Raw genomic sequence first — 15,682 nt, forward strand, 5'->3', positions numbered from 1 at the left:
ACGCCTTCGATCTGGGTATGTTCCTGGCCGTCAGGGCAGCCGTCGAGTCCTCGAGGAGTCGAGACCCGTGTCGGAAAACAAAGAACCCCACGCAGCGAAGTTCGTCTACGACTTCACCGAGGGAAACAAGGACCTCAAGGACCTCCTCGGCGGCAAGGGCGCGAACCTCGCCGAGATGACGAACCTGGGTCTCCCCGTGCCACCCGGCTTCACCATCACCACCGAGGCGTGCAAGACCTACCTCGACAGTGGCGAGGAGCCGGCGGCACTGCGTGACGAGGTGAGTGCACACCTCGACGCCCTCGAAGCGGCCATGGGCAAGCAGCTAGGGCAGGCCGACAACCCCCTCCTCGTATCGGTCCGTTCCGGGGCGAAGTTCTCCATGCCCGGCATGATGGACACCGTCCTGAACATCGGCCTCTCCGACAAGTCCGTGCAGGGCCTGGCGCAGCAGTCCGGCGACGAGCGCTTCGCGTGGGACTCCTACCGCCGCCTCATCCAGATGTTCGGCAAGACCGTCCTCGGCGTCGACGGCGACCTCTTCGAGGAGGCCCTCGACAAGGCCAAGGAGACCAAGAAGGTCACGGTCGACACCGAGCTGGACGCGGCCGACCTGAAGAAGCTGGTCACCCGCTTCAAGCGGATCGTCAAGACCGAGGCGGGACGCGACTTCCCGCAGGACCCGCGCGAGCAGATGGACCTCGCCATCCATGCGGTCTTCGACTCCTGGAACACCGACCGCGCCAAGCTCTACCGCCGCCAGGAACGCATCCCGCACGACCTCGGCACCGCCGTCAACGTCTGCTCGATGGTCTTCGGCAACCTCGGCCCCGACTCGGGCACCGGCGTCGCCTTCACCCGCGACCCCGCCAGCGGCCACCAGGGCGTCTACGGCGACTACTTGCAGAACGCGCAGGGCGAGGACGTCGTCGCGGGCATCCGGAACACGGTCCCGCTCGCCGAGTTGGAACAGATCGACAAGGCGTCGTACGACCAGCTCATGCAGATCATGAAGACCCTGGAGAACCACTACAAGGATCTCTGCGACATCGAATTCACCATCGAGCGCGGGCAGTTGTGGATGCTGCAGACGCGGGTGGGGAAGCGGACGGCGGGTGCGGCCTTCCGTATCGCGACCCAACTCGTCGACCAGGGTCTGATCGACGAGGCGGAGGCCCTCCAGCGGGTCACCGGCGCGCAGTTGGCGCAGCTGATGTTCCCGCGCTTCGACGAGGACGCGAAGGTCCAGCAGGTCGGCCGGGGCATCGCGGCGTCGCCGGGTGCCGCCGTCGGCAAGGCGGTCTTCGACTCGTACACGGCGGTGAAGTGGTCGCGTTCGGGGGAGAAGGTGATCCTGGTCCGCCGGGAGACCAACCCCGACGACCTCGACGGCATGATCGCGGCCGAGGGCATCCTGACGTCCCGCGGCGGCAAGACGTCCCACGCGGCCGTCGTGGCGCGGGGCATGGGCAAGACCTGTGTCTGCGGCGCCGAGGAGCTGGAGGTCGACACCAAGCGGCGCCGGATGACGGTGCCGGGCGGACATGTGGTGGAGGAGGGCGACGTCATCTCCATCGACGGGTCCAGCGGCAAGGTGTACCTCGGTGAGGTCCCCGTCGTCCCGTCCCCGGTCGTGGAGTACTTCGAGGGCCGCATGCACGCGGGCGCGGACGACGCCGACGAACTGGTCGAGGCCGTGCACCGGATCATCGGATACGCCGACCGGGTACGGAGGCTGCGGGTACGCGCCAACGCCGACAACGCCGAGGACGCGCTGCGCGCCCGCCGCTTCGGGGCGCAGGGCATCGGGCTGTGCCGTACGGAGCACATGTTCCTGGGCGACCGCCGGGAGTTGGTGGAACGCCTGATCCTGGCCGACACGGACACGGAGCGCGAGGAGTCCCTCAAGGCTCTTCTCCCGCTCCAGAAGGCCGACTTCGTCGAGTTGTTCAAGGCGATGGACGGACTCCCGGTCACCGTCCGCCTGTTGGACCCGCCGCTGCACGAATTCCTGCCGGACATCACGGAGTTGTCGGTCCGGGTGGCTTTGGCCGAGTCCCGCCAGGAGTCCCACGAGAACGACCTGCGCCTCCTCCAGGCGGTCCACCGTCTGCACGAGCAGAACCCGATGCTGGGCCTGAGGGGCGTGCGGTTGGGCCTGGTCATCCCGGGTCTGTTCACCATGCAGGTACGGGCGATCGCTGAGGCGGCGGCCGAACGCAAGGCGGCGAAGGGCGACCCGCGCGCCGAGATCATGATCCCGCTCGTCGGCACGGTCCAGGAGTTGGAGATCGTGCGCGAGGAGGCCGATCAGGTCATCGCCGAGGTGGAGGCGGCGACGGGTACCTCGCTGAAGCTGTCGATCGGCACGATGATCGAACTCCCGCGTGCCGCACTGACGGCGGGCCAGATCGCCGAGGCGGCGGAGTTCTTCTCGTTCGGCACGAACGACCTCACCCAGACGGTGTGGGGCTTCAGCCGCGACGATGTGGAGGCCTCGTTCTTCACGGCCTACCTGGAGAAGGGCATCTTCGGCGTCAGCCCCTTCGAGACGATCGACCGCGACGGCGTCGGCTCCCTGGTCGAGCTCGCCGCGAAGGCCGGCCGCGAGACCCGCCCGGACCTCAAGCTCGGCGTCTGCGGCGAACACGGCGGCGACCCCGAGTCCGTCCACTTCTTCCACGAGGTCGGACTGGACTACGTGTCGTGTTCGCCGTTCCGGATCCCGGTCGCGCGGCTTGAGGCGGGGCGGGCGGCTTCGGTGGCGCAGGGGAGCGATCACCGGTAGGCGTACGGCCACCTGGACCCCGGAGCCGTTGCCCGTCCCCGACCCTCAACCGATGGGCGGCGGTTCCGGATCACGAGGAGAGGGGCGGGACCCTGTGCGGGGGTGCCGCCCCTCTCCGCCGCCGTCACCTCACTCGCAGGCGACGCCGTCCCCGTCCCGGTCGAGGTGGGAGTCGTAGCCGGGGTCGCCGCGGTAGAGGGGCGTGACGCCGGCGGCGCGGGCCTCGGTGCAGTTGGTGTAGTACGCGCTGCCGGAGTCGGAGCCGCCGCCGGAACCGCTGCCCGCCGCGGCCTGGGCGGTGACCGTCTTCGTGACCTTGACGGTCTTCGTCGCGGTCACCGTGGCCGCGGGCGCCGGGGTGGCCGTCTTCGTCGCGGTCGCCGTGACGGTCGTCGTCGGCTGCGGACTGGCGGCGGCGGGCTTCGCGTCGCTTGCCGTGTCCTTCTTCGTGTCCTGGCCGGAGCCGCCGGCGCCTATGCCGATGAGGAAGGCCAGCGCGAGGGCGGGGAGCACGTACCGCTTCCGGGCCCACCGGGGTGCGGGCCGGACGGGCTGGGGCTGTGGCTGGGGCTGCGGAAAGGGTGGCGTGGCGTACGGATGGGTCATCTCGTCCCCCTGTGTCTGGTGAGACAGGGACCGTATTGCCCCGGCGAGGAACGTGAAGGGGGAGTGACCATCTCGTGATGGTTGTGTCGCGCAGCGTGAGCGGGGCGCCGCCGTGCCGCCTCTCGTACGCTGGGACTCCACCCGCTCACGGAGGGACCCGCCCATGTCCGGCTGGAACGAGAAGGCCGTCCCCGGCCAGCGCGGCCGGGTCGCCGTCGTCACCGGGGCCAACAGCGGGATCGGCTACGTCACCGCGCGGGAGCTGGCGCGCAAGGGTGCCCGGGTGGTGCTCGCCTGCCGCAGCGAGGTGCGGGGGAGCGAGGCCGCCGACCGGATCGTGGCCGAAGTGCCGGGCGCCGAGGCCCAGTTCGGGCGGCTCGACCTCGGAGACCTGGCCTCGGTACGGGAGTTCGCGGCCACCTTCCCGTACGAGCGGCTCGATCTGCTCGTCAACAACGCCGGGGTCATGGCGATGCCGTACGGCACGACGGTGGACGGCTTCGAGACGCAGTTCGGGGTCAACCACCTGGGGCACTTCGCGCTCACCGGGCTGCTGATGCCCGCGCTGCTCGACGCGCCCGACGCGCGGATCGTCACCGTCTCCAGCTTCATGCACGCGCTCGCCAACATCGACATCGACGACCTCAACAGCGAGCGTGGATACAGCCGTTGGACCGCCTACTCCCGGTCCAAGACCGCCAACCTCCTCTTCACGCACGAGCTGGCGCGGCGGCTCGCGGCGGCCGGTTCGGGCGCGGTCGCGACGGCGGCCCATCCCGGGTACGCCGCCACCAACCTCCAGACCGCCGGGCCGCAGGCGGAGGGGCGCCGGGGCGCGGAACGGCTCATGGAACTCGGCAACCGGGTCTTCGCCCAGTCCGCGGAGGCCGGCGCGCTGCCCTCCCTCTACGCGGCGACCGCCCCGGACGTACGCCCCGACTCCTTCTACGGCCCGCGACTCGCGATGTGGCGCGGGGCGCCGGCACCGTCCTGGCGAGCACCCTGGACCCGCAACGACGCGATGGGGCAACGGCTTTGGGCGGCCTCGGAGGCGTTGACGGGAGTGGTGTACGACCAACTCAAGGCGTGAGCGGCGGAGTCACCGCTCTTCACGCAGTCGCGCCGCTGTCCACCACCAGGTCCGTGCCCACCACCGACGCCGCGTCGTCCGAGGCCAAGTAGAGGACGGCGGCGGCGATTTCGGCCGTGGCGGAGATACGGCCCAGGGGGAGCGCGGCCCGTACGCGCTCGGCGCGGTCGGCCTCCGTCTCGCCGGCGCGCAGGGACATCGGGGTGTCGGTGGCGCCGGGGCTGACCACGTTGATGCGGACGCCCTCGCGGATGTGGTCCACGGCGGCACCCCTGCTGAGTACGGCGACGGCGGCCTTGGAAGCGGCGTAGGCGGCGGCTCCGGGGCTGCTGGTGTGCGCGCCGAAGACGGAGGCCACGTTGACGATCGCGCCGCCGGTCGGCTGGGTGCGCATCTGGTGGATCTGGGCCCGGAGGGCGAGGAAGACCCCGGTGACGTTGATGTCGAGCTGCGTGCGCCAGTCCTCCTCGGTGAGGTCGGCGAGGGGGCGTCCGCCCCGGAAGACCCCGGCGTTGTTGACGGCCACGTCGAGCGAGCCGTACCGGTCGACGGCGGCCTGCACCAGGGCGCGGGCGTCGCCGGACTTCGACACGTCGGCGCTGACCGCGAGGGCCTTCCCGCCCCCGGCCTCGATCAGGGCGACGGTCTCACTGAGCGGTTCGCGTCGCCGCCCGGCGACGACGACGTTCGCCCCCTCCGCCGCGAACGCGAGGGCGATCGCCCGCCCGATGCCGGACCCGGCACCGGTGACGAGGGCGGTCCTGCCGGAGAAGTGATTGCTGAGGTGACTACTCACGAGCGAGCCTCTTTCTTGACCGATCGGTTTAATATGAGGGCGCGAGAAAGTGCTTTGAGCGGAGCGGTGTCTCAGTCGAGCAACGTCAACGCCTGCTCCGCCGCGTCCCGCACCCGCGCCGGATCCCCGGACGCCCTGCCGACCACCCGCAGCCCCTGCGTCAGCACCAGCAGCATGCGCGCCAGGGCGAGCGGATCGCGGTCGGCGGGCAACTCGCCCTGCGCCTGGGCCCGCACCAGCGCCGAGCGCAGCACGGCCTCCAACTGGTCCCAGTTGCGCTCGACCAGCCGGGTCGCGGCCCTGTCGTGCGGGGCGAGTTCGGCCGCCGTGTTGGTCACCAGGCAGCCCAGCGCCCGGAGTTGCTCGTTCGCCGCCTCGGCCGCGTAACGCCGTACGAGCGCCCGTACGGGCGGCAGCGCGGGGCCCGGCTGGGACAACTCGCGGACCATCGGGGTGAGTCCCGCCCGGTCATAACTCTCCAGCGCCTTCAGGTACAGCTCGTGCTTGTTGCCGAAGGTCGCGTAGATGCTGGCCCGCCCGATGCCGAGGTGCTCGACGAGGTCGGACATCGACGTCGCCTCGTAACCGCGCCGCCAGAACAGCTCCAGGGCTGCCCGCAGCGCGGCCTCCGGGTCGAACTCCTTGGTCCTGGCCATGAAGCGGAGACTAGATCCAACTAGAACGAGCAGTCAAGAAATTCTCTTCATGGTCGAGTAGCGGCGGAGTCGTGGCCCGGTGCTTTCGTGGCCGGATGTCTGTCGCTCGAACGAGTGATGCCTATCAGCGCTCGCATCCGTCACGCTGATCACATCCGTCCGGGCGGACCACCCGGAACGGACCGACGGGGGAGAACTTCATGACGGTGCTGGAGAATTCGACGCGCAGCCTCAACAAGGCCACGCACTCATCGGTGGATCTGCCCGAGGCGTCCCAGGGCATGCTCAGCCGGGCCCACGAGAAGGCGGCGCTGCTGCACGCGTTGCAGCTGCGGCCGGGCGAGGTGGACGCCGTACTGGAGACGCAGCGTGACGTGGCGGCGCCGGGGGAGGTCTGGGAGGTCGCCCGGAGATTCGAGCCGCGGGCCGCGGGGCTGCTCGCGCCGGGTGCCGCCGAGGTGGCCGACATGGATCTCGGGCAGCTGGCGGCCGTCGGGCGGGCCGTACTGGCGCACCGGACACAGGAGTTGGCGGCGGCCGGCGCGGCGGCTGCCGTGGCGGAGCCGCGGGCGCACGCCGTACGGCAGACCCTGGTGGCGTCCGCGTCGGCGGCCGTGGGGGCGTTCGAGAACGCCGTGAAGGTGGCGCCGATCGGGATGCTGCACCTGGAGCGGATCGAGATGGCCCCGGCCGGCATCGAGCGCGGCGAACTGCTGGCGACGATCCCCCTCGCGCCCGGCGAGCAGACCAGCGTGGTGCACAAGGAGTGGTCGGTCACCGACGAGGAGTTCTCGACCATCGTCACGGACTCGCTGGAGAACTACAGCGAGAAGGGTGTGACGGAGAAGTCCGAACTGGCCGAGGCGACCACCTCGCAGTCCAAGCGGAACCAGCAACTGGGCCTGGACGCCTCGCTGTCGGGCTCGTACGGCATGGTCACCTTCGCCGCGAGCACGAAGTTCTCCACCTCGCTGGACACGGAGCAGACGGTCAAGGACAGCCGTACCCACGCCTCCCAGGTGACCGCCAAGGCCTCCGCCCGGGTGCGCAAGGAGCGCAAGGTCACCATCCAGAGCAGCACCGAGACCGGCCAGCAGGAGACGACGACCCGCACCCTGGTCAACACCACCCAGCAGGCGATGCGCGTCGACTACTACTCGTTGATGCGCAAGTGGCGGGTGAGGCTGCTCCAGTACGGGCTGCGCCTGACGTACGACCTGGCGATCCCCGAGCCCGGCGCCACGCTGCGGGCCGTCTTCGCGCAATTGCAGGACCTGGACACGCAGATCGCCCAGCCGTTCGTGTTCGACCTGAAGGCCAGGGACATCACCCGCGACAACTTCCAGGACAAGGCGGAGTTCTACGGCGCCTCGGTGGCCCCGCCGCCACTCGCGGAGGAGAAGCGGACCATCGGCGGGCCGGTCTCGGGGCTGCCGACCAAGGACGACGACGAGGGCTGGCGGCTGTACCAGGTCGAGATCGACGTCCCCGACGGCTACCGCGTCGACAGGGTCTTCATCGACGCGCTGCTGGGGGTGACGGAGGGGCACGGGCGGACGTTCGTCATCATCGGCATCCAGCCCCCGCTGTGGCCGGGTTCCAACAGCCCCGGCGAGTACCACATGGAGCTGCCGGGCTTCCTGTACGGCCGCACCGGGCGCCAGGTCATCTCGTACATGCTCCAGGACGTGGACGTCGCCGACGTGCAGTTCGACATCACGATGGTCCCGACCGACGAGACGATGGCCGCCTGGCGCTTCCAGGCCTGGCAGACGCTGCGGGACGCGGCCCGGGACCACTTCTCCGAGCGGGTCCAGGCGCTCGTGCTCCAACGGGAGGAGATCCGGGCGCAGTTGGGTGACGTGGACACCCTGACGCTGCGTCAGGAGGAGCGCGAGGAGGTCATGAAGGGGCTGCTGCGCTGGCTGCTGGGCCCCGGGTTCGACTTCATGCCGGACGATGTGCGCGCCCTCTTCGGCGCCGCCACCGGAGGAGTCGCCTTCACGGGCAGCGAACCGGGCGTCGACGCCACCGGCTGGGCCACCATGTTCCGCTACCAGGAAATGGTCAAGTTCCTCCAGGAGGCCATCGAGTGGGAGAACCTCCTGTACTTCCACTACCCGTACTTCTGGGACCACCCCCAGGCCTGGGAGTTCGTCCGCACGATCCGCCATCCCGACCCGATCCGCCAGCAGTTCCTGCGGGCGGGCAGCGCCCGGGTCGTCGTGACGATCCGGCCCGGCTACGAGGACGCCTTCGCGGCGTTCATCGACCGCGGCAACTTCGGCGACGTACTCCCGCCCGGACACCCGTACCTGACGATCGGTCAGGAGATCCGGGCGTACGACCAGGCCAACTACCCCGGCATCCCGCCCGCGAACCCGGAGACCGGCTACCGCCCGCTGCTGTCCCCCGCGCAGCGGCGCGCCTGGACGGACATCCAGAAGATCGTCGACCTGCTCGACAAGTACCACGACGCCCACGGGACCTACCCCACCACCGCCCAGGGCCTGGCCGTACTGGCCCCGCTCGGCCAGGTGCCCCTGCTCGACCCGTGGAACAAGCCGTACGTCTACCGCTCGCCCGGCCTGCGCTACGACTACGAGGTGTCGTCGCTGGGCGCGAACGGCCAGCCCGGCGGCGACGGCGACGACGCGGACATCACCAGCTGGGCGCCGGCGTCGCTGATCGCCGAGTGGTACGAGTACACGGCGTCCCACGGCACCGACATCCAGGTCAACACCAGCCTGCCGGTGATGAGTTAGGCGGGCGGGGATGCTCGTCGGCTTCAACTACCCGTGGCCCGGCAACCAGTACATCACCATCGGGCCGGTCAAGGACGGCCAGCTGTGGCGCAGACGGATGACCGCCGACGGCAAGCGGCTGGTGCTCGCCAAGAACCTCGCGGATCTCAAGGCGGCGGGCATCAGCGTCGTACGGATGTGGCTGATGGGGGACGGCAACAACTACGACGGGAAGGTCGCGCGGGCCTACGACGGCCTTCGGCGCCGGATGTACTGGGACTTCGTCCCGCCCGACCGGGTGCATCAGCAGTTCCTGGACGACTTCCGGGCGATGCTGGACGTGTTCCGGCAGGCCGAGATGAAGATCGTCCCGGTGCTGATCGACTTCGCGTTCCTCGACCAGCCCAAGCCGAACAGCGGTCTGCTCACCGACACGCCCTGTCCGACCGACTACGTGGCGACGAACAGCAACTTCGCCGGGGGCCGCAGCTCCGTCGCGCTGAATCCCGCGTACCGGGAGACCTTCATCAGCGGCACACTCTGGCCCCTCCTCCGCGTCGCCCGGGACTTCAAGGAGTGGATCCACGCCTTCGACGTCTTCAACGAGCCGTACTGGTGCGTCGCCCCCATCACGGGGAGCTTGTTCGGGCCGCACCTGGACGAGAAGCAGGTCGCGGAGTTCGTGGCGGACTGCGTGGCCACCGTCAACGACGCGGAGCTTCCGTCGACCGTCGGGCACCGGCTGCTGTCCGACCTCACCGGATCCTTCGCGGACAAGTCCGTCACCAAGCCGCAGTACCACTACTACGCGAAGTGGTATCTGCGTGAAACGCTGCAAGGCGCTTCCCTGGGGGCTCCGAAGGCCTTTCTCGGCGAGTTCGCGGCGCTCACCAAGAGGGAGTTCGACGCGTACAAGGCGTCGGGCAAGTACACCAAGGACGAGTTGGCCGCCCTGGAGATCACCCTTCCCACCTGGCCAGCCCTCGGTACCCGGAACGACGACCCCGGGCGGATCCTGCGCGCACGACTGGCGGTCATGGCCAACCTCGGGTGCGAGCTGGCCATGGTCTGGCCGGACGGGTCCCGGAACATGACGACCACCGCCTACGACGACTCCGTGATCGACCTGTCCGCCGAGAAGATCGCGTCGATCACAGGAGTCAGGTTCACTCAGGGCATGGCGCTCGGGTGACAGGGCCGGAAAGGGCTACCCCGCCCGCACCTCGTACGTGGCCACCCGCACCGACGCGTCGTCCAGGCACTCCCCGGAGACCAGGTCGAACCGCTGCTTGAGCAGCGGCGAGGCGACGAACGGGCGGCCCTGGTGGGTGCCGGTCAGGCCGCGGGAGAGGACCGCCGCTCCGTTGAACGGGTCGCGGTTGTCGATGCCGTAGAGGGTGCCGGAGCGGTCGCGGAAGAGGGCGACCTGGCGGCCGTCGGGCAGCAGGGCCGCCACCCCGCGGCCCGGGGTGAGCTGGTTCAGGTCGCAGACCGTGAACCAGCCCTCATCGAGGTGCAGTTGGACCTTCAGGTCGGTCGTCTCGGGAGCCAGGGTCATCGCTGGGCGCTTCCTTCCAGGACGTCTTCGGCGGGCCGCATGCCGATGGTCAGCAGCGGCAGGTCGGGCTTGATCTGGTCGCGCTCGGGGACGAAGCCGACGACCGGGTCCGGGGTGTCCGGCGCGTTCACGAAGGACACGAACCGGGCCAGCCGCTCGGGGTCGTTGATCGTCTCGGCCCACTCGTCGCGGTACCCGGCGACATGCGCGGCCATCAGCGACTCCAGCTCCTCGCAGATACCGAGCGAGTCCTCGACGACCACGTCCCGGATGTGGTCCAGGCCGCCCGGAATCCGCTCCAGCCACACGCTGGTGCGCTCCAGCCGGTCGGCCGTACGGATGTAGAACATCAGGAACCGGTCGATCAGGCGCACCAGTTCGGCATCGGACAGGTCCTGCGCCAGCAGGTCCGCGTGACGCGGGGTCGCGCCGCCGTTGCCGCCGACGTACAGGTTCCAGCCGTTCGCGGTGGCGATGACGCCGAAGTCCTTCGACTGGGCCTCGGCGCACTCGCGGGCGCAGCCGGACACCGCCGACTTGAGCTTGTGCGGCGACCTGAGGCCCCGGTAGCGCAGCTCCAGGTCGATCGCCATCCGGACCGAGTCCTGGACGCCGTAGCGGCACCAGGTCTGGCCGACGCAGGACTTCACCGTGCGCAGGGCCTTTCCGTACGCGTGGCCCGACTCGAAGCCCGCGTCCACCAACCTCGCCCAGATCAGCGGGAGTTGCTCCACCCGCGCGCCGAAGAGGTCGATGCGCTGGCCGCCGGTGATCTTCGTGTAGAGGCCGAAGTCGCGGGCCACCTCGCCGATCACGATGAGCTTCTCGGGGGTGATCTCGCCGCCGGGGACGCGCGGCACGATCGAATAGGAGCCGTTCTTCTGCAAGTTGGCGAGGAAGTGGTCGTTGCTGTCCTGGAGGGCCGCCTGCTCGCCGTCCAGGACATAGCCGCTCGCGCCGATCGTCGGGGCGAGGGACGCGATGATGGAGGCGACCGTCGGCTTGCAGACCTCGCAGCCGTCGCCGCCCCGGGCGGCCTCCCGGCCGTAGCGGTCCAGCAGGTCCTGGTAGGTGCTGATCCGCAGCGCGAGGGCGATCTCGTACAGCTCCTCGCGGGTCTGCGCGAAGCAGCCGCACAGGCCCTTGTCGACCTCGACGCCGCTCGCCTCCAGCTCGGCGGTGACCAGCTGGCCGAGCACCTTGACGCAACTCCCGCAGCCGGTACCGGCCTTGGTGCACTTCTTCACCTCCGGCACGCTCGTGCAGGAGTGGTCCGTCACCGCGCCGCGGATCGTGCCCTTGGTGACGTTGTGGCAGGAGCAGACGACCGCCTCGTCGGGCAGCGCGGACGGCCCGAGCTGCACCGCTCCGCCGGAGCCCGCCGGCAGCACCAACTGCTCGGGGGAGACGGGCGGTACGGACCCCGTGAACGCGCGCAGCGTGCCGTACGCGTCCGCGTCGCCGACCAGGATGCCGCCCAGCAGCTCGCCGCCCCGGCCGATCACCAGCTTCTTGTACGTGCCGGCCCGCGCGTCGGAGTAGACGACGTCGAGGCAGTCCGCGGTCGCGCCGTGCGCGTCGCCGAAGGACGCCACGTCCACGCCGAGGAGCTTCAGCTTGGTCGACAAGTCCGCGCCGGTGAACGCCGATTCGTCCTGCGCGAGGGTCGCGGCGGCCGTCTCCGCCTGCTCGTAGCCGGGCGCCACCAGGCCGTACACCCGGCCGTCCGCGGCCAGCGCGCACTCGCCGATCGCGAACACGTGCGGGTCGGTGACCGTACGGCACTGCTCGTCGACCGCGATGCCGCCGCGCTCACCGACCGACAGGCCCGATTCCCGGGCGAGTTGGTCGCGGGGGCGGACACCGGCGCTGAACACCACCAGATCCGTGGCGAGTTCGGAACCGTCCGACAGCTTCATGCCGGTGACGGCGCCGTCCGCTCCGGTCACGATCTCCTGGGTGCCCACACCGGTGTGGACGGTCAGGCCCATGTCCTCGATGGTGCGCAGCAGCGCGGCGCCGCCGCCCTCGTCGACCTGCACCGGCATCAGCCGCGGCGCGAACTCCACGATGTGGCTGGTGAGTCCGAGTCCCTTCAGCGCGCCCGCGGCCTCCAGGCCCAGCAGCCCGCCGCCGACCACCGCACCCGTCGTCGCCCTCGACTTCGCGTACTCCTCGATCGCGAGGAGGTCCTCGATCGTGCGGTAGACGAAGCAGCCCTCGGCGTCCTTGTTCGGGACCGGCGGCACGAACGGGTACGAGCCGGTGGCGAGGACGAGCGTGTCGTACTCGACCACCAGCCCGGAACGGGCAGTTACCGTCTTCGCCGCCCGGTCGACGGTCTCGGCCGGGTCGCCGACGTACAGCTCGATCCCGTGGTCCTTGATGAACTCCGCGTCCGTGAGCGAGAGTTCCTCGGGGGTGCGGCCCGAGAAGTACGAGGTGAGCTGGACGCGGTCGTAGGCAGGGCGAGGCTCCTCGCACAGCACGACCACGCGGTGCGTCGCGGTCAGGCCGCGCTCGGCGAGCGCTTCGAGGAAGCGCTGACCGACCATGCCGTGGCCGACGAGCACGATGGTGGGCACCACACGCGGATTCGAGGTCATGCCCAGGAGCCTGCGACGCCGGTGTTACCCGACCGCATCACACCTGTTTCCCGCGAGGAACGCTGCCCTCAGCGGGAGCGCGCGGGGGGTGTGAGGGTTCCGGTGCGCGCCGGGGGCGGGGTGTGAGGACGGCGACTGTCCGCGCCGGTTCGGTTAACCGAACCCCCGGGTCCCGTGCAGGCACCATCGTGTACGGCGGGCGGTGGCGGAAACCTGGAGACATCGGTTTTCAGCAGTTCACACGGGCTGCGCCGACTCATGTGCAGGGGGACGCACCATGACCACCACCCGCGATCTGCCCACCCGGCCGACATCCCGGCCGCCGACCCCGGACCCGGCGTCCGCACGCGCCTGGTGCCTCCTCCGCGAACCCTTCACCGCACCACCTGGCGCCGCACCGCCTACGCGCTGCTCGCCCTCCCGGTCGGCCTGGCCTGCGTCCCCCTGTCCCTCCTCGGCGCCCCCACGGCCCGCTGGCAACGCGGACTCGTCCGCCGTTTCCTGGGCCCCGACCTCCCCGGTACGGCCCGCGCCGGCGGCCTGCCCCACGCCCTCCTCGCCACTCCGCTCAACCTCCTCACGGCACTCATCACCCTCTACGGCTGGGTGATCGTCCCCATGAACCTCGGCTGGCCCCTGCGCGCCGGCTCCGACTACTCCGCCGCCTGGGGCGGCCCGACCTTCGCCGGAGCCTGGGCCTTCCACGCGGTGGTGGGCGGCATCGGCTTCCTGCTGCTGATGCCGTGGGTGGTGCGCGGCCTGACCGCCGTGCAGCTCCGTGTGGCCGGGGCACTTCTCTCCCGTCTCTCCTAGGTTGATCCCATGCCGAGCCTCCGCACCCGCCTGGGCACCCGCGCCGCCGCCACCTTCGGCCGCCAGGCCCTGGCCGCCGTCCTCTACGGCGTGATCGCGCTCCCCCTCGCCCTGGTCGGCTTCTTCCTCACCCTCGTCGGGCTGGCGTTCGGCGGCGCGCTGTCGGTGACCACGCTGGGGCTGTGGCTGCTGGCCGGGACCGTGCGGGGCGCGCTGGCGCTGGGCGCGGTGCAGCGGGGGCTCGCGCGGCGGCTGCTCGGCCTGGAGATCGAACAGCCGGGCACGCCGGGTGCACCGGGTACGGAGGGCGGCGGCATCGGCATCCTCGGGTGGCGGCGGGGCGTCCTGCTGGACCGGGCGGGCTGGCGGGCCGTCGGCTGCGCGCTGTTGACACCGTTCACAGCCGTTTTCGCGTACGCCGCCGTCGTCATCGGATATGTCTACGGCGCCCTGTTCACACTGCACCCGCTGCTGAAGCGCTGGAACTACGACACGGTTCACAGCGACACCGGCAGCTCCACGCACCCCGTGTCCACGAGCCACCACGTGTCACTGGAGTTCTTCGGTTTCCAGCTCGACACCTGGCCGCGCTGGTTGATCCCGTTCACAGCCGGACTGCTGTTGCTGGCCGTCGCACCCCTCCTCCTCCGTTACGCCCTCGGCCCGCACCGCGCCCTGTTGACCGTGCTGCTCGGCCCCGACGCCGTGACCCGCCGTATCCGCACCCTGGAGGAGACCCGCGCCCGAGCCGTCGACGACGCGGCGCTGACCCTCCGCCGTATCGAACGCGATCTGCACGACGGCACCCAGGCCCGCCTGGTCGCCCTCGCCATGCACCTCACCGCGATCCGCGAACTGATCACCACCGGCGCCGAACCCGACCGCGTCCTCGCCGTCGTCGACACCGCCCGGGGCAACGCCACCCAGGCCATCACCGACCTGCGCCACCTGGTCAAGGGCATCCATCCGCCCGTACTCGACGAGGGCCTGCACGCCGCCCTCACCACCCTCGCCGCCGACAGCGCCCTCCCCGTCACCCTCACCACCGACATCGGCACCCGCCCCACCCCGGCCGTCGAGACCATCGCCTACTTCTGCGCCGCCGAACTCCTCGCCAACGCCACGAAACACGCCCGTGCCACCGCCGCCACCGTCGACGTCACCGCCCGCGACGGACTCCTGCGCCTGCGCGTCACCGACGACGGACAGGGCGGCGCGGCGATCGGCGCCGGTTCCGGACTCACCGGCCTCCTCGCCCGGGTCCGCACCGTCGACGGCACACTGACCTGCGACAGCCCGCCGGGAGGCCCTACGGTGGTCACGGCCGACCTGCCCCACAGCCGCTGAGCCTCTGAACGGAGCCGTGCCGTATGCGCGTCGTCATCGCCGAGGACTCGGCCCTGCTGCGCGACGGCCTGGTCCAGTTGCTCCGGCTGCGGGACGTGGAGGTGGCCGCAGCGGTGGGCGACGCGGAGACCCTGCTGACCGCGGTCGCGGCACACGCCCCCGACGTCGCCGTCGTCGACATCCGCCTCCCGCCCACCCAGACCGACGAGGGCGTACGGGCGGCCGTACGACTGCGCGCACAGCACCCCGCGACCGGCGTGCTCCTGTTCTCGCAGTACGTCGAGACGACCCACGCGGCCCAACTCCTCGGAAACCCGGCCGGTTTCGGGTATCTCCTCAAGGAACGGGTCGTGGACATCGGCGAGTTCGTCGGCGCCCTGGAACGCGTCGCCGCCGGCGGCACCGCCCTCGACCCCGAGGTGGTGGCCCAACTCTTCGGCGCCGCCCGCCGATCCACCGCCCTCGACACCCTCACCCCCCGCGAACGCGAGGTCCTCGCCCTGATGGCCGAGGGCCGCACCAACCACGCGATCGCCACCACGTTCACCGTCTCCGAACGCGCGGTCGAGAAGCACGTGGCCAACATCTTCACCAAGCTCGACCTGCCACCGTCGGAGACGGGAAACCGGCGGGTGCTGGCGGTCCTCCGGTACCTGGAAAGCGGCCGGTAAGAGGCCT

12 protein-coding genes are annotated in these 15,682 nt (G+C 70.5%); 7 read left to right on the plus strand and 5 right to left on the minus strand.

The genetic code is table 11. The annotated features are described in order from the left end of the window. The first annotated feature begins 67 nt into the window (after positions 1-67). On the plus strand, positions 68-2,788 hold the full coding sequence (gene ppdK, locus ACIQBL_RS32795) for a pyruvate, phosphate dikinase (RefSeq protein ID WP_401948113.1): 2,721 nt from the start codon (positions 68-70) through the stop codon (positions 2,786-2,788). Positions 2,789-2,917: 129 nt separating this feature from the next. On the opposite strand, the gene ACIQBL_RS32800 is transcribed toward ppdK, so the two are convergent. Beyond that, complete coding sequence (locus ACIQBL_RS32800; RefSeq protein ID WP_401948116.1) at positions 2,918-3,394, minus strand: excalibur calcium-binding domain-containing protein; 477 nt, start codon at positions 3,392-3,394, stop codon at positions 2,918-2,920. Between the two features lie 163 nt (positions 3,395-3,557). Between ACIQBL_RS32800 and ACIQBL_RS32805 the strand changes: the two genes are divergently transcribed. Further along, positions 3,558-4,484 carry an oxidoreductase gene (locus ACIQBL_RS32805; RefSeq protein ID WP_401948118.1) on the plus strand — a complete coding sequence of 309 codons (927 nt, stop codon included), beginning with the start codon at positions 3,558-3,560 and terminating at the stop codon, positions 4,482-4,484. Between the two features lie 19 nt (positions 4,485-4,503). Here the strand turns inward: ACIQBL_RS32805 and ACIQBL_RS32810 are convergent, their stop codons facing one another. Further along, entirely contained in the window at positions 4,504-5,280 is a 777-nt protein-coding gene (locus ACIQBL_RS32810) for an SDR family NAD(P)-dependent oxidoreductase (protein WP_401948121.1), read from the minus strand. Positions 5,281-5,351: 71 nt separating this feature from the next. After that, positions 5,352-5,936: a TetR/AcrR family transcriptional regulator gene (locus ACIQBL_RS32815; protein ID WP_401948124.1), complete on the minus strand. Its 585-nt coding sequence runs from the start codon at positions 5,934-5,936 to the stop codon at positions 5,352-5,354. Between the two features lie 200 nt (positions 5,937-6,136). Between ACIQBL_RS32815 and ACIQBL_RS32820 the strand changes: the two genes are divergently transcribed. Both ACIQBL_RS32820 and ACIQBL_RS32825 read left to right on the plus strand, forming a co-directional pair. Continuing rightward, positions 6,137-8,701, plus strand: a complete 2,565-nt coding sequence (locus ACIQBL_RS32820) for a type II secretion system protein GspG (RefSeq protein WP_401948127.1) — start codon at positions 6,137-6,139, stop codon at positions 8,699-8,701. A 10-nt stretch (positions 8,702-8,711) separates the two neighbouring features. After that, the gene (locus ACIQBL_RS32825) at positions 8,712-9,872 is read left to right on the plus strand and encodes a hypothetical protein (RefSeq protein WP_401948129.1); all 1,161 of its coding nucleotides are present in this window, start codon (positions 8,712-8,714) and stop codon (positions 9,870-9,872) included. Positions 9,873-9,887: 15 nt separating this feature from the next. On the opposite strand, the gene nirD is transcribed toward ACIQBL_RS32825, so the two are convergent. Together nirD and nirB are read right to left on the minus strand one after the other, a co-directional pair. Beyond that, positions 9,888-10,238 (minus strand): nitrite reductase small subunit NirD, encoded by a 351-nt coding sequence (gene nirD / locus ACIQBL_RS32830; RefSeq protein ID WP_401948131.1) that lies wholly within the window; start codon positions 10,236-10,238, stop codon positions 9,888-9,890. Further along, complete coding sequence (gene nirB / locus ACIQBL_RS32835; protein ID WP_401948134.1) at positions 10,235-12,844, minus strand: nitrite reductase large subunit NirB; 2,610 nt, start codon at positions 12,842-12,844, stop codon at positions 10,235-10,237. The genes nirD and nirB overlap by 4 nt, the downstream gene beginning before the upstream one ends. Before the next feature lie 354 nt (positions 12,845-13,198). Between nirB and ACIQBL_RS32840 the strand changes: the two genes are divergently transcribed. From ACIQBL_RS32840 to ACIQBL_RS32850, 3 genes are read left to right on the plus strand one after another with little or no spacing between them, the layout of a single operon-like run. Continuing rightward, positions 13,199-13,657 (plus strand): hypothetical protein, encoded by a 459-nt coding sequence (locus ACIQBL_RS32840; protein WP_401948136.1) that lies wholly within the window; start codon positions 13,199-13,201, stop codon positions 13,655-13,657. Positions 13,658-13,666: 9 nt separating this feature from the next. Beyond that, positions 13,667-15,004 carry a sensor histidine kinase gene (locus tag ACIQBL_RS32845; protein ID WP_401948138.1) on the plus strand — a complete coding sequence of 446 codons (1,338 nt, stop codon included), beginning with the start codon at positions 13,667-13,669 and terminating at the stop codon, positions 15,002-15,004. 23 nt (positions 15,005-15,027) lie between these two features. After that, positions 15,028-15,675, plus strand: a complete 648-nt coding sequence (locus ACIQBL_RS32850) for a LuxR C-terminal-related transcriptional regulator (RefSeq protein WP_401948141.1) — start codon at positions 15,028-15,030, stop codon at positions 15,673-15,675. The last annotated feature ends 7 nt before the right edge of the window (positions 15,676-15,682 follow it).

Source organism: Streptomyces sp. NPDC088350 (assembly GCF_044753545.1).
Classification (GTDB): domain Bacteria; phylum Actinomycetota; class Actinomycetes; order Streptomycetales; family Streptomycetaceae; genus Streptomyces.